We start from the raw sequence: 13,969 nt of genomic DNA, 5'->3' as shown, positions 1-13,969 counted from the left end.
CGCCTGAGCCATTCGGGGCAGGCACGCCGGGTCATACGACAGGGGTGGTGCCGGAGAACCGGCACCACCCCTGAGGTCGAACGGTGTGCGGACCTTACTGCTGCGGTCCGCCGAAGCCGCCGGGCGGCGTGCCCGGCGAGCCGAACTGGCCCGGCTGCGGCATGAAGCTGGTCTGCTGCGGCGGCTGACCCGGCTGCGCGGGCTGCTGCGGCTGCTGACCGAACTGCTGCTGCTGGCCGAACTGCTGTGGCGCCTGCTGCTGCGGGGCCTGCTGGGGCGCGCCGTGCTGCGGGTGCTGGCCCTGCTGCGGGAACGCGCCGGACTGCGGGTTCCAGCCGCCCGGCTGCCCCTGCTGCTGACCCGCGTACGGGTTCGCGGGCTTCGGCTCGAACTTCACGATGCCCTCGGCGAGCAGGAACGCGAGCACGACCGCGGCCGTCTCGAGCAGCGCGACGATGAGCAGCACGATGTCGAGGCCCTGCACGGACGGCGACTTGATGATGCCCTGCAGCTGGAGCAGCGTCTGGACGCCCGCGAGGACCGCGGCGACCGGGACGAAGCCCTTCGGGATGCTGGGGAGCACCGAGAGGCCGGCGAGCATGCCCGCGGCCAGCAGGTACGTCACGCTGCCGCTGACGTCGTCCGCGAACGCGACGAGGTACGCCACGAGGCCGAGACCCGCCGCGACCAGCGGGAGGATCAGGGCCAGGTTGATGTTGTTGGCGCCGGCGGCCCCGTGGGCCGGCGGCGGAGCCTGGTGCTGTGCCGGACCCGGCGGCTGCTGTTGGGGTGCGCCGTAAGGCACGGACATGTCGAGGTCTCCTCCTCAAACCAGGGTGCGTCGATTGACGCTAGCAGTGCTCTACCGCTACTAGGACGATGGACCGATCATGCCGGTTCCGCCATACGAGCGAGGGCTGGACTCCGAAAGTACTCGGAATCCAGCCCTCGTATCGCGCTAAGTGCCTGAAATCAGAGACCCTGCATGATCTCGCGCATCAGAGCGGCGGTCTCGGACGGCGTCTTGCCGACCTTGACTCCGGCGGCCTCGAGGGCCTCCTTCTTCGCCTGCGCGGTGCCCGCCGAGCCCGAGACGATGGCGCCGGCGTGGCCCATGGTCTTGCCCTCGGGAGCGGTGAAGCCCGCGACGTAGCCGACGACCGGCTTGGTCACGTTCTCCTTGATGTACGCCGCGGCGCGCTCTTCAGCGTCGCCACCGATCTCACCGATCATGACGATCGCGGTGGTCTCGGGGTCCGCCTCGAACGCCTCGAGGGCGTCGATGTGCGTGGTGCCGATGATCGGGTCGCCACCGATGCCGATCGCGGTGGAGAAACCGAAGTCCCGCAGCTCGTGCATCATCTGGTAGGTCAGCGTGCCCGACTTCGACACCAGGCCGATCTTGCCGCTGCCCGCGATGTTGGCGGGGATGATGCCGGCGTTCGACTTGCCGGGGCTGATGATGCCGGGGCAGTTCGGGCCGATGATGCGGGTCTTGTGGCCCGTCGCGACGGCGTGCGCCCAGAAGTAGGCGGTGTCGTGCACCGGGATGCCCTCGGTGATGACGACGGCCAGCTCGATCTCGGCGTCGATCGCCTCGACCACGGCGGCCTTCGAGAAGGCCGGCGGGACGAAGATCACGGTCACGTTCGCGCCGGTGGCCTCCATGGCCTCCTTGACGGTGCCGAAGACCGGGAGGACGGTGCCGTCGAAGTCGACCTTCTCGCCCGCCTTGCGCGGGTTCACGCCACCGACGATGTTCGTGCCGGACGCGAGCATGCGCTTGGTGTGCTTGGTGCCTTCGGCACCGGTCATGCCCTGGACGATGACCTTGCTGGTCTCGTTGAGGAAGATAGCCATCTGACTCAGACCCCCGCAGCCGCGAGCTCGGCGGCCTTGGCGGCCGCGTTGTCCATCGTGTCGACAACGGTCACCAGCGGGTGGTTGGCCTCGGCGAGAATCGCGCGGCCCTCCTCCACGTTGTTGCCGTCCAGGCGGACGACGAGCGGCTTGGTGGCCGAGTCGCCGAGGATCTCCAGCGCCTTCACGATGCCGTTGGCGACGGCGTCGCACGCGGTGATGCCACCGAAGACGTTCACGAACACGGAGCGGACGGCCTCGTCGCCGAGGATGACGTCCAGGCCGTTGGCCATGACCTCGGCGGACGCGCCGCCACCGATGTCGAGGAAGTTCGCGGGCTTCACGCCGTACTGCTCACCGGCGTACGCGACGACGTCCAGCGTCGACATGACCAGACCGGCACCGTTTCCGATGATGCCGACCTCGCCGTCGAGCTTGACGTAGTTGAGGCCCTTCTCCTTGGCCTTCGCCTCGAGAGGGTTCTCCGCCGCCTTGTCGACCAGCTCGGCGTGAGCCGGGTGGCGGAAGTCGGCGTTCTCGTCGAGCGTGACCTTGCCGTCGAGCGCGACGATCTTGCCCTGCGGGTCGCGGACCAGCGGGTTGACCTCGACCAGCGTGGCGTCCTCGGAGACGAAGGTCTCCCAGAGCTTCACGATGGTGTCGACGACCTGGTCCTTGACCTCGGCCGGGAAGTTCGCCGCGTCGGCGATCTCCGTGGCCTTGGCCACGTCGACGCCCTTGATGGCGTCGATGGCGATCTTCGCGAGGGCCTCGGGCTTGGTCGCGGCGACCTCCTCGATGTCCATGCCGCCCTCAACGCTCGCCATGGCGAGGAAGGTGCGGTTGGCACGGTCGAGCAGGAAGGAGAAGTAGTACTCCTCCGCGATGTCGGAGGCGGGCGTCACCAGAACGCGGTGAACGATGTGCCCCTTGATGTCGAGGCCGAGAATGGCGGTCGCCTTCTCCTCGGTCTCCTCCGGGGTGGAAGCGAGCTTCACACCACCGGCCTTGCCGCGGCCGCCGGTCTTGACCTGGGCCTTGACGACGACGGCCTGGCCGAACTTCGCGGCGATGGCCTTGGCGTCGGCGGGGTTGGTTGCCACATCGCCCGGCAGAACCGGGACGCCGTGGGCGGCGAAGAGATCCTTCGCCTGGTACTCGTACAGGTCCACTCGGGTCTCCTGCGACGTCGGTGTCGGAACACCGCGCCTGGGTGGTCCTCAAGGGGCCGTGCGAACCCACTTGACGCGGCTGGGCCCAGACACTATCGAGCTGCAGGTACCGCTCGCACGCCACCACTGGTGAGGTCGGTCTCAACGGCGGTGAGGTCGATCACGCGTGCGCGCGCGTTATCGCGCGTTATAGGGAAAAGCAGGGGTACGAGACGTTCAAGAAGTCTTTTGCGACACGTTTCAGCGGGTCGCGCGAGTCCCCATCAAGCCGGCCGCGATCAGCAGTGCCGCGATCGACGCCAGCGCCAGCCACGTGCCGGGCGCCGCCACCGCTCCCTCGACGCGTCCGCCGGTCAGCGGCAGTTCGAGAGCCCGCACGCCGAGCAGCAGCGCGCCGCCCACGAGCGTGGCCGCGCCACGAGCGGGCTTCGACCGGAGCGCGAGCACGAGGGTCATGATCAGCACGATGAGGGAGATCAGCAGGACCGCGGAGACCGTCGGGTCGTTGTCCGGGACCAGGGTCGGTGACGTGTACCTGTCGCCGCGCAGGGTCGGCAGCGCGAAGGCGCCTGCCGCGAAGAGCCCGGCGAGCAGCACGGCGCCCAGCTCGGTCACCGGCACCTGCTCCTTCTTGGTCTCGCCCGCGTTCTCCCGCTCGATCGCGCCCGCGAGGCCCGCGCAGGCCAGTGCCAGCAGGCCGAGCGGGAGTTCGACGGTCATCAGCCAGAACCCCGCGCCGGGCTGCGCGACGCCCAGCTGGCTCGCCGCCAGCACGGGTTCGGTCGCGCCCGCCGCGGCGAACTGCATGGCGAAGTAACCGCCCACCAACGCCGGGCGCACCACAGCGGCCGTGGACGGCAACACCAGGAGAAGTCCCAGCCCGGCGAACGCGAGTCCGGCCGCCCAGAGCAGGTTCACGGACGCCAGATCGGGTGCCACACCGCCCGTGCTGAGAACGAGCTGCGGCAGCAACGCGCCGATGAGCATCGCGGCGGCCGAGAGGACGGCGAAGACACCGGCGGCCAGGTGCATGCGCCGAAGAGATGGCAGCGCCGGGTCGCGCGTCTCGTCGCGCTTGCCGCGCAGCAGTCGCGCCGTCCGGCCGTAGAGAGGCGTGATGGGCAGCACGAGAGCGGCGACCAGCGCGATCATCGACCCCGCGCTGATGCTCAGCCCGGCCGCGACGGTGCCCGCCACCAGCGGCGGCAGCACGACGGCCAGCAACGCGAGCGTCACGCCGATCGTCCCGCCCTGGCGGGTGTCCGGGTCGGGCGAGCTGGCCGCGAGCGCGGTGGCGAGCGGCGCGGCCAGTGCGATCAGCAGACCGCCGGTCAGGCCGAGCACCGGCAGGTCCCACGGCCCGCGATCCAGCTGGAACGGGTCCGTCGAGATGAACGGCTTGCCCAGCAACCCGATCGCGGCCCACGCGGCGATGATCACCGGCAGGGCCACCAGGGTCGGGGGCTCCGACTCGTCCGCCGGCATGCCGGCGCGTCCAGCCGCGAGCGCACCGCCCGCGATCACCAGCAGGTGCCCGGCGATCAGCAGCCAGACTCCCGCCGACGGGACGACCGCGACGAGGGTCGTCGGCCGGAACAGCTCCGGCCGCGCCACCTTCATCGCGTCGAGGACGATCTGGAAGTCGCTCAGCAGGCGTCCGACCGAGAAGACACCGACCGCGGCGATCAGTCCCGCCGCCACGAACGGACGGCCGCGCATCAGCAGCACACCCGCGACGACCGGCGGCAACAGCGCCAGCAGGGCGAGCAGCGGCCACGACGTGAACGCGGGATCCGCGCCGTCGACCACGCCGAGCAGCGGACCGGCCGCCAGTAGAAGGGAGCCTGCCGCGGCGAGTGCCCACGACGTGCGCAGCCTCGCGGCCGCCGGGGTCTGGTTCTCGAGCTCGGTGCGAGTCATCGCGGGCGAACCTAGCAAGACCGGTGTGTGCCCGTGTGTGGCCCGTTGTGCCTATCAAGACGAAATTCGTTCGCATGTGGAAAACGTCCGGCGGGTACTCCTAGCCCGTGACTTCATCACTTACCGTCGCTCATATGAGCGAGAGCGGCCGGTCGTGGATCACGCGTCTGACGGACGCGGCTCTCGACCGTGCCGGCTGGGGCGTGCACACGGCCCGTGACGTGGCGGAAGAAGTGAAGGTCGCGCTGCGGGCGATGGCCACGCCCGGCGGAGTGCGCGGGGTCGCGATGGAAGCGGCCTGGCTGACGGCCCACGCGGTGCTCTACCCGTGGGGTGCGATCACCGAACAGCTGCGCACGGACGGCCAGTACCGGCACTACCGCACCGACGGCCTGCCCCCGCGCCAGCGCGGGCTGATGGTTTCGGCGATGGACGCGGCGGGAACCCCGATCGTGTTGGTGCATGGCATCGGGGACAACCGTTCCGCCTTCGCGGTGCTGTCGGGGGCGCTGCGAAGGCGGGGCTTCGGGGTAGTTCACGCCATCAACTACAGCGTGCTGACGGCGTTGACCGGAGACGTCCGCCGTTCGGCCGCGTTGCTCGGCGCGCACATCGAGCGGATCTGTGAACAGACCGGATCCGACCAGGTGCACGTCGTCGGCCATTCGCTGGGCGGACTCATCGCTCGTTACTACGTACAACGGCTACATGGCGACGCACGCGTTCGCACGCTCGTAACGCTGGGAACGCCGCACAGGGGCACGCTCGCCGCCTATCTGCTGCCGACTCCGCTGACCAAGCAACTGCGACCGGGCTCCGAGTTGCTCGAGGAGCTCGCCGAACCGTGCCGGCCGTGCCGCACGCGTTTCGTCGTCGTCTGGTCGGAGATGGATCAGATCATCGTGCCTCAGCGCAACGCCCGGCTGGAGCACTCGTCGTTACTCGTCGAAGAGCACCAGATACGTGATTCAGGTCACCTTTCTTTGCCTGTTGACACGAGGACTCTTCATGTAGTTGTGACGGCCATCACCCGATCGGATGACTTGTCAACTCACCCCATCGCCGCTGGCGGTGAGGCGTGTCGACCGCCTGGCATGACCGACAGTCACAGTTGACAGTTGAAACCCGCTGGTCGCCGCCCATTGGGAGGACATAACGAACTGGGGTTTGCCCTCCGAGGCTCCCAGCCGTTACCTTCCCCCGGTCCGTTGTCACGGTCTGATCACAGAAGGACACCGAGTCAGAACCCCGAATCCTGACTCACCGGGAATCCCCCGCCCGGCAGTCCACAAGATCAGGCTCCCCGAAGGCGGAAGGGCAAGCTTTGAGTCACCACCGCTCCCCCGGCGGCCATGAACGCAGTGCTGCGCTTGAAGAGGCAGTCGACCGCGCCAACGCGCGCACGGTCAGCTCTCACCGGCTCCCCCCGCCGCCGTCGGCGCTTCGCGGACGCATCGTCGTCGCCGCCGTCGCAGTAGGCGCGTTCGCAGCAGCAGGCGCAGGACAGATCGGCCAGGCCGCAGCGGACGACAGCAGTGACGTCCAGCTCGCGAACCACTCCGGTGGCGCCGCCACCTTCGACGGCGTGGGAGGCGACACCGCCCCCGCCCCGCAGATCCTCGCGGTCTCCAAGACGACGGCGGAGGGTTCCGCCGAGGCCGCCAAGCTCCTGCGCAGCCAGCAGCTCACCACCGAGCGCGAGGCCGTCGAGGCCGAGAAGAAGCGCCCGAAGTTCGTCCGCCCCGCCGCCGGTGACTTCACCTCCGGCTACGGCGGCCGCTGGGGCACCATGCACCTCGGCATCGACATCGCCGGCCCGATCGGCACCCCGATCCTCGCCGCCGCCGACGGCAAGGTGCTCGAGGCGGGTCCCGCCTCCGGCTTCGGCCTCTGGGTCCGCGTGGAGCACGCCGACGGCACCATCACCGTCTACGGCCACGTCGACACGTTCAACGTCCGCGAGGGCCAGGTCGTCAAGGCAGGCGAGCAGATCGCCCGCATGGGCAACCGCGGCTTCTCCACCGGCCCTCACCTGCACTTCGAGGTCTGGAACCCGGGCGGCCAGAAGATCAACCCGCTGACCTGGCTGAACGCTCGCGGTGTGACTGTCTGATTCACCGGACCTCCGGGTCCTCGGGTTCGCCGGGCCTCCGGGTTCGCCGGACGTTGCGGGCCACTTGGTTCGAGACTTGTTGAACTACGGCTCAGTAGCTTTCTGACGGGATTTCGCGGCTGACCCACCTCGCGGTGTGGGTCAGGGCGTTTGAGAAGCCTCAGAGGGCTCGTGTGGCCCAGGAGCCTCTAGCGTCGCTCCAGTCGCACCCCAGCTCCGCTCCTGCGGGACCTTGCCCGGCTACTTCGCGCCGGGAGGCTTCCAGCCGTCCGCCTTCACAACGGACGAAGTAGTTGGCCGCTACGCGCCAGACCGAGCACATGTGTCTGCGCCAGCGTGGGCCGCACGCCTTGCAGGACCCGCTCGCCGTTGGTTCGTGGTGGCGGAGCAGGGTGCGCCACGCCTCGACCAGGTTGGTCGTTTCCGGGGATTCCAGCTGGCTGAGGATTGCGAACACACGTTCGTGCAGGGCGCCGGCCAGTACGTGATCCATCTTGAGCTCTCCCGCTGGGGTTGTGGCCTCATGCGGTCGATGATGCTCCGGGGGTCTGACAATTTTTGGACGCGGTAGGGATGACCTGCGTCGATCTTCTGGTTTGGCGGGGCGGCGGGAGCCGCGTGCGGACTGTGGCGGACACGAGCAGGGCAGCAGCCGGGCAGATGCAAGGCAGATGCAGGGACTGCGCTGGACAGATGCAGGGACCATGCCAGGCAGACGCCTGGGCTGCGCCGGGCAGAAGTTGTTGCTGTGTCGAAGAAAGCCTGGGCTGCGCCGGACAGATGCCTGGGCTGCGCCGGACAAAACTGGGCCTCTGCCTGTGTCGTCCGGGCCCCGTGCCGGACTGGGCAGTCCCAGACGACAGTCCCCCGAAGACAGTCCCCAGACGACAGTCCTGAGAAGACAGTGCGGCCGGACCGCTCTCCCGTTCGGTCCGGCCGCACCTCGCCGCGAAGTTCGGCCCCCGCCGTCCCTTCGCTCCCCTTCGTCTGCAGGCTGCTTGGTTGCCTTGGACCGCCCCGAACGTTCCCTGGCTGTGCTGCTTGCGACACCCACATAGACGCACGTTGTGGCGGTCCGTTGCGCTGGTTTTGAGGAAAATTAGGGGATTTCTTTGGGGGTGGGGAAAGTGCTGGTCAGGGGGGTGGGGGTGGTCCGGTTTGGGTGGGGATGTGGCTTGTGTCGTGCACCCGGATGGTGGGTCTCTGACGTTCCGTAAGTGCCTCGGCCGCCTTCGGCGTACGCGTTGGTTTTGTGGGTCGTCTCCCTGGTGCGTTGGCGGGTGCCGGTTTGTTGTTCGTAGGTGGTTGGGTTGCGTGCTTGGTGTGGCGGCTGATTCCTGGGGCTCCGCCCCAGACCCCACCAATCTGATCAAAAACCGGGGTCCACGCCGTGCGTAGGTAGATGGCACGCCTGTTGCTTTGGGCGGAGTGGCGTTGAGTAGGTGGGCGCGTTGGTGGGGTGGTTTCGTCACGAGTCGAGCCAAGAGCGGGCCACAGGCAGAAGGGGATGTCAAACGGACGAAAAGCGTGTCCGTTTGACATCCCCTTCTGCCTGCAGCAAGAGCTGTGGCACGACTCGTGACGAAACCACCCCACCCAGACCGCACGGTAAGGACGGCTCGCCTTCGGCATCGCGGGTGGGTGGGCGCTTGCCTTGACCGCGCGCTTGGGCTGTCCGCCCTCGCCCTTCGCCTGCCTCGCCTTCGGCTTCGGCTTCGGCTTCGCGGGAGTGTCAGACCTCGTCGCTAAGTTGGGTCGCGGGGGATCCAACTTCGAAGGGGACCCCTGCGCGAGCCTGCATTCTGCGCGCGCGGGGGTGCGGTCGGGCTCGGGCGCGCCCGCGGCCGGGCTCGGGCTCGGGCGTGCGCTCAGGCTCGCGTGCGGTCGGGCATGGGCTCGGACTAGCGTGCGGCCGGGCTCGGGCTCGGGCTCGGGCTCGGGCTCGGGCTCGGGCTCGGGCTCGTTAGAGTTTCGTCATTGGGACGCTGCCGATCAGCATCAGGCGGACTGTGCCTGAGCCGCCGAAGTCGATCGTCGCGGTGGCTCGCAGGCCCTCGCCGTCCACCGCCGTCACTCTGCCCAGGCCGTACTTGTCGTGGGTCACTCGGTCGCCCACTTCCAGCTTCATCGCTGGGCCGTCCTTCCAGCCCGCTTTGCCCGGGGCCGGGCGGGAGAGGCCTCGGGAGGCTATGCCGCCTGAGGCTGAGCGGCCCCACGTCGTGGCTGCCGCCGGGCCTGAGCGTGAGGGTTCTACTCGGCGCCAGTCCAGGAGGTCCTGTGGGATTTCGCCCAGGAAGCGGGAGGCCGGGTTGGCTGACGGTTGGCCCCAGGCTGATCTCACCAGTGCCCTGGAGAGGTAGAGGCGGCGTTGGGCCCTGGTGATTCCCACGTAGGCGAGGCGGCGTTCTTCTGCCAGCTCGGCTGGGTCGCCCAGTGCTCGCATGTGCGGGAAGACGCCGTCTTCCCAGCCCGTGCTGAAGACGACCGGGTATTCGAGGCCCTTGGCCGTGTGGATGGTCATCAGGGTGACCACGCCGTCCGAGTCCGCGTCTGGGATCGAGTCCGCGTCTGCCACCAGGGAGACGCGTTCCAGGAACGCCGGGAGCGACGGGATCGGTTCGGCGCCTTCGGGGAGCTCCAGCTCGGTGAACTCGCGGGCCACGGTGACGAGCTCGTTGAGGTTTTCGATCCTCGTGTGGTCCTGCGGGTCCTCGCTGGCTTCCAGCTCGGTGCGGTAGCCGGTCTTTTCGAGTACCGATTCGAGGATGTCGGCGACGTCGTCCTCGCGGGCGACCATCTCGCCCAGCTGGTCCATCATCTCCACGAAGCCGGCGATGGCGTTGCGGGAGCGCGGGTTCAGCATCGGGACTCGGTCGTTCACGGCCTCGCGGAGGGCTGCGGCGAAGCTGATTCGTTCGCGTTCCGCGTAGGCCGAGACGCAGGCTTCCGCTCGTTCGCCGATGCCCCGTTTCGGGACGTTCAGGATTCGGCGGAGCGAGACCGTGTCTTCCGGGTTGGCCAGGGTTCGCAGGTACGCGAGGGCGTCGCGGACCTCTCGGCGCTCGTAGAAGCGGACGCCGCCGACCACGCGGTACGGGAGGCCGAGGCGGATGAAGATCTCCTCGAAGACCCGCGACTGGTTGTTGGTGCGGTAGAAGACGGCGATCTCGGAGTTGTTGACCTCGCCGCCGTCGACCAGGCGGTCGATCTCGTTGGCGACGAAGGCCGCTTCGTCGTGTTCGTTGTCCGCGACGTAGCCGACGATCTTCTCGCCCTCGCCGAGGTCGGACCAGAGCGACTTGTCGCGGCGGTTCGGGTTGCGGGAGATCACCGCGTTGGCGGCCGTGAGGATGTTCTGCGTGGAGCGGTAGTTCTGCTCCAGCAGGATCGTGGTGGCGTCCGGGTAGTCGCGCTCGAACTCCACGATGTTGCGGATCGTGGCGCCGCGGAAGGCGTAGATGGACTGGTCCGCGTCGCCCACCACGCAGAGTTCCGCCGGGGGGATCTCGCCGCCTGCCTTGCCGACGAGTTCGCGCACCAGGGTGTACTGCGCGTGGTTCGTGTCCTGGTACTCGTCGACCAGGACGTGGCGGAAGCGGCGGCGGTAGTGCTCGGCCACGTCCGGGAAGCGCTGGAGGAGTTCGACGGTCCTCATGATGAGGTCGTCGAAGTCGAGCGAGTTCGACTCGGCCAGGCGGCGCTGGTAGACGGTGTAGACCTCGGCCACCCGGCGTTCCAGGTCGTTCGTGGCCTGGGCGGTGGCGGTCTCCGGGTCGACGAGCTCGTTCTTGAGGTTCGAGATGTGCACGGCGAGGGTGCGGGCCGCGTACTTCTTCGGGTCCAGGTCCAGGTCCCTGGCAACGAGCGTGACGAGGCGGCGCGTGTCGTCGCTGTCGTAGATCGAGAAGTTCGACGACATGCCGAGGGTCTTCGCGTCGCGGCGCATCACGCGCACGCACATCGAGTGGAACGTCGACACCCACATCGAACGGGCGCGCGCGCCCACCATGTCGGCGACGCGCTCCTTCATCTCGGCGGCGGCCTTGTTCGTGAACGTGATGGCCATGATCTGGCCGGGATGCACGTCACGTTCCGCGAGCAGGTACGCGATCCGCCTGGTGAGGACGCGCGTCTTGCCGGAGCCGGCGCCCGCCACCACGAGCAGCGGTGAACCGGCGTGCTCGACGGCACGGCGCTGCGCGGGATTCAGGTCGTCGAGCAGGTGACCCGCGCGGGAAACGGGGGGACTTGAGGGCAAGTCGAACAAGGCGCTCATCGTCCATCCACGGTACCGGGCGGCACCGACAAATCCGGTACCGCCCGACCATGTGTTCGATGAGCAGGAGCTATCAGGTGCTGGTGTCGATCCTGAACGGCTTCGACGCGTGCACCGCCGCGTGGTCGCCTGCCTCGGCGTAGATGTCGATGGAGTCCTGCGTCCAGACGGCCTCGGCCTTGGTCTCGACCGTGAGCGTCGGCCACGCCTCCTTGTGCACGATCAGGTGATCCTGCGTGCACCTGAGGCCTTCGGCGCCGATGCCCTCGTTCACGTCACGGCAGTCCCAGCCGTCGCCCTCGAAGCCCGTGACCTCGAGACGGTCGGTCGGGAACGAGATGAAGAGGTTCAGGCCCCGCTCGTCGTGGCCAACGACGTTCGTGATGTCGACGCTGAACTTCTGCCTGGGGACGAACCCACCCCTGGTGGTCCAGAAGTCCTCCTGGCCGAACCAGCCGGAAACCCTGGATATCTTGATGGTGGCGAAATCCGGCTCCGCTGCCGTTGCTGCCGGCGCGACCGAGGAGGACAGCGCCAGAGCGGTCGCCATCCCGAGTGCGTACTTCACATGACCCCCAGGTCTTGGTCTTAGCACCGGACGACTGTATGTCCACTCCTCTGCCGAGGAGCTAGGGCAGAAGAGGGAACTTCGAACGGTGGGTTCCCACTTGGTGAGCCCTTCAACCGCGCGGGCTTGGCGAGTGCGGGAGGTTCTGTGCAACACTGAATCCATGCGCGCGACGTTCTTCGAGTTTTTCTACGGGACCCGGACTCCGGCTCCCGTGGTCGTCTAGCGCTGAAAAGCCACCACGAAGCCCCGGAGTCCTCGGACACCGGGGCTTCGTCGCTTCCGGGCCAGGACTCGAAGAGTCGAGAGGTCACACCACGATGGACGCCACCACCACCGAACCCGACATCAACGCGCTGCGCGAGGAGATCGACCACCTCGACGCGGAGATCCTTCGCCTCGTGCAACGACGCGTCGAGGTGTCCAAGATCATCGGCGCGGCCCGCATGGCGGCCGGCGGCACGAAGATCGTGCACAACCGCGAGATCGACGTTCTCAACCGCTACCGGCCGCTCGGCACCGAGGGCAAGGATCTCGCGATGATCCTGCTCAAGATGGGGCGCGGCCCGCTCGGCAGGTAGCAGCACCCCACGGGCCCGGCGTCACAGCACGCCGGGCCAAAAAGGCTTCAGGGCGGCGCGCACGCGTTCGAGGTCCGCGTCCGCGAGCTGGGAGTCGTCCGGCACGTAGGCCAGCGGGTCCTCGAGCAACGGCTCCGGCAGCCGCAGCAGGCCCTCCACCAGCGCGTGCAGGCACAACGCGGAGTAGCCGCGCAGGTAGCCGCCCTCCTGGGTGAGCACGGCGCGCGGTCCGAACGACGCCACCCGGCGGCCGATCTCGCGGTACCCGTCCGCCGTGAGGTTGTGGCGGCCGTTGGGGTCGAACGCCGACCCGTCGAACCCGGACGCGCACACCAGCAGGTCCGGCTCGAAGTCGCGCAGCAGCGGGAAGGCGATCTCGTCGAGCGCGCGCAAGTACGTCGTGTCGCCCGCACCGAGCGACAGTTCGATGTTCACGTTCCTGCCGTTGGCGCCCACTTCTGATGGCGCACCCGTCTGCGGGTGGTTCGTGCCCCACGACCCGTGCCGCATGTGCACCGAGATGGTCAGCACGTCCGGCCGGTCGTAGAACACCTCCTGCGTGCCGTTGCCGTGGTGCACGTCCCAGTCCAGGACGGCGACGCGCATCCCCTGGCGCCGTGCGGTCTCCGCCACCAGCGCCGCGTTGTTCACGAAGCAGTAGCCGTCCGCCATGTCCGGCTGCGCGTGGTGCCCCGGCGGTCGTACCAGCGCATATGCCACCGGCGCACCGGACTCCAGCGCCGCCAGCGCGGTGCCTGCCGCCGCAGACGCCGCACGCCACGTCTCCGGCCCCACGATGGTGTTCACCTCCAGCGCCACACGCTCCGATACGCGCAACGAGTCCAAGTACCCCGCCGTGTGCACGCGCAGAAGCTCGTCAACGGACGCGTGGCGCCCCTCGTGCCACTTCAAGTGCGGCGCCACCGGGCCGTGCGTCAGCGCGTGCCGGAACGTGCGCAGGCGCGCCGCGGTCTCCGGGTGCGGTTCGGCGACGTCCAGCCACGGCCAGGAGCCCGGCAGCTCCCACAGGCCCTCACCGGCGTCGTGCTCGAGACAGTCGTCGTGCCAGAACATGTCCACCCGAATCGGATATCAGGGCGATCACGGATGGTCCACCGAAAAGTTCTGGGGGCACACTGGACACATGGGCCTCATCGCCGCACTGATCGCCATCGCCGGCCTGCTCGCCGCCTTGGCGCACGACGCTTACCTGGGCTTGCTCGGTTCGGCCGCGAACAAGAAGGGCCTCGCCGGAGCGCCCGTCTCGCAGTTCGTCCGCAGCCGCTGGAAGACCGCGATCATCACGACCGCGGGCGCGGTGATCGGCCTGCTGATCACCAACGGCGACTCGCTGGGCGCCGACGTCATCGGCGCGCTGATCGCGGGCGGCAGCGGCCTGGCCGCGCTCAACGGCGTCCAGAACACGCGCAAGCAGCTGAACAGCGGTCAAGCTCAACTCCCGCCGCGCTGACAAACTTC

The 13,969-nt window shown here is 68.5% G+C and carries 11 protein-coding genes; 4 read left to right on the top strand and 7 right to left on the bottom strand.

Translation table 11 applies throughout. The features are described from left to right. Positions 1 to 94: 94 nt before the first annotated feature. The 4 genes from ACIQF0_RS39715 to ACIQF0_RS39700 form a co-directional block, all read right to left on the bottom strand. Complete coding sequence (locus ACIQF0_RS39715; protein WP_401038783.1) at positions 95 to 811, bottom strand: DUF5336 domain-containing protein; 717 nt, start codon at positions 809 to 811, stop codon at positions 95 to 97. Between the two features lie 161 nt (positions 812 to 972). After that, complete coding sequence (sucD, locus tag ACIQF0_RS39710; RefSeq protein ID WP_360044567.1) at positions 973 to 1,860, bottom strand: succinate--CoA ligase subunit alpha; 888 nt, start codon at positions 1,858 to 1,860, stop codon at positions 973 to 975. 5 nt (positions 1,861 to 1,865) lie between these two features. Continuing rightward, positions 1,866 to 3,032, bottom strand: coding sequence for an ADP-forming succinate--CoA ligase subunit beta (gene sucC / locus ACIQF0_RS39705; protein ID WP_089915033.1), 1,167 nt, complete (start codon positions 3,030 to 3,032; stop codon positions 1,866 to 1,868). A 240-nt stretch (positions 3,033 to 3,272) separates the two neighbouring features. After that, positions 3,273 to 4,952 (bottom strand): hypothetical protein, encoded by a 1,680-nt coding sequence (locus tag ACIQF0_RS39700; RefSeq protein ID WP_401038779.1) that lies wholly within the window; start codon positions 4,950 to 4,952, stop codon positions 3,273 to 3,275. Positions 4,953 to 5,173: 221 nt separating this feature from the next. Between ACIQF0_RS39700 and ACIQF0_RS39695 the strand changes: the two genes are divergently transcribed. Together ACIQF0_RS39695 and ACIQF0_RS39690 are read left to right on the top strand one after the other, a co-directional pair. Continuing rightward, the gene (locus ACIQF0_RS39695) at positions 5,174 to 6,067 is read left to right on the top strand and encodes an alpha/beta fold hydrolase (protein WP_360044573.1); all 894 of its coding nucleotides are present in this window, start codon (positions 5,174 to 5,176) and stop codon (positions 6,065 to 6,067) included. Between the two features lie 209 nt (positions 6,068 to 6,276). Next, entirely contained in the window at positions 6,277 to 7,065 is a 789-nt protein-coding gene (locus tag ACIQF0_RS39690; RefSeq protein WP_360044576.1) for a M23 family metallopeptidase, read from the top strand. Between the two features lie 1,963 nt (positions 7,066 to 9,028). Here the strand turns inward: ACIQF0_RS39690 and pcrA are convergent. Both pcrA and ACIQF0_RS39680 read right to left on the bottom strand, forming a co-directional pair. Beyond that, on the bottom strand, positions 9,029 to 11,341 hold the full coding sequence (gene pcrA / locus ACIQF0_RS39685) for a DNA helicase PcrA (protein ID WP_401038774.1): 2,313 nt from the start codon (positions 11,339 to 11,341) through the stop codon (positions 9,029 to 9,031). A gap of 73 nt (positions 11,342 to 11,414) precedes the next feature. Continuing rightward, on the bottom strand, positions 11,415 to 11,891 hold the full coding sequence (locus tag ACIQF0_RS39680) for a hypothetical protein (protein WP_401038772.1): 477 nt from the start codon (positions 11,889 to 11,891) through the stop codon (positions 11,415 to 11,417). 338 nt (positions 11,892 to 12,229) lie between these two features. Here ACIQF0_RS39680 and ACIQF0_RS39675 point away from each other — a divergent pair, with 338 nt between their 5' ends. Beyond that, positions 12,230 to 12,490 (top strand): chorismate mutase, encoded by a 261-nt coding sequence (locus tag ACIQF0_RS39675; protein WP_360048248.1) that lies wholly within the window; start codon positions 12,230 to 12,232, stop codon positions 12,488 to 12,490. Between the two features lie 21 nt (positions 12,491 to 12,511). On the opposite strand, the gene ACIQF0_RS39670 is transcribed toward ACIQF0_RS39675, so the two are convergent. Beyond that, positions 12,512 to 13,564 (bottom strand): histone deacetylase, encoded by a 1,053-nt coding sequence (locus ACIQF0_RS39670; RefSeq protein ID WP_401039142.1) that lies wholly within the window; start codon positions 13,562 to 13,564, stop codon positions 12,512 to 12,514. Positions 13,565 to 13,634: 70 nt separating this feature from the next. Here ACIQF0_RS39670 and ACIQF0_RS39665 point away from each other — a divergent pair, with 70 nt between their 5' ends. After that, on the top strand, positions 13,635 to 13,961 hold the full coding sequence (locus tag ACIQF0_RS39665) for a hypothetical protein (protein ID WP_401038769.1): 327 nt from the start codon (positions 13,635 to 13,637) through the stop codon (positions 13,959 to 13,961). Positions 13,962 to 13,969: the final 8 nt, after the last annotated feature.

This window comes from Lentzea sp. NPDC092896, assembly GCF_044754905.1.
In the GTDB taxonomy this organism is placed as follows: Bacteria; Actinomycetota; Actinomycetes; order Mycobacteriales; family Pseudonocardiaceae; genus Lentzea.
This window is presented reverse-complemented; position numbering and strand designations above follow the sequence as displayed.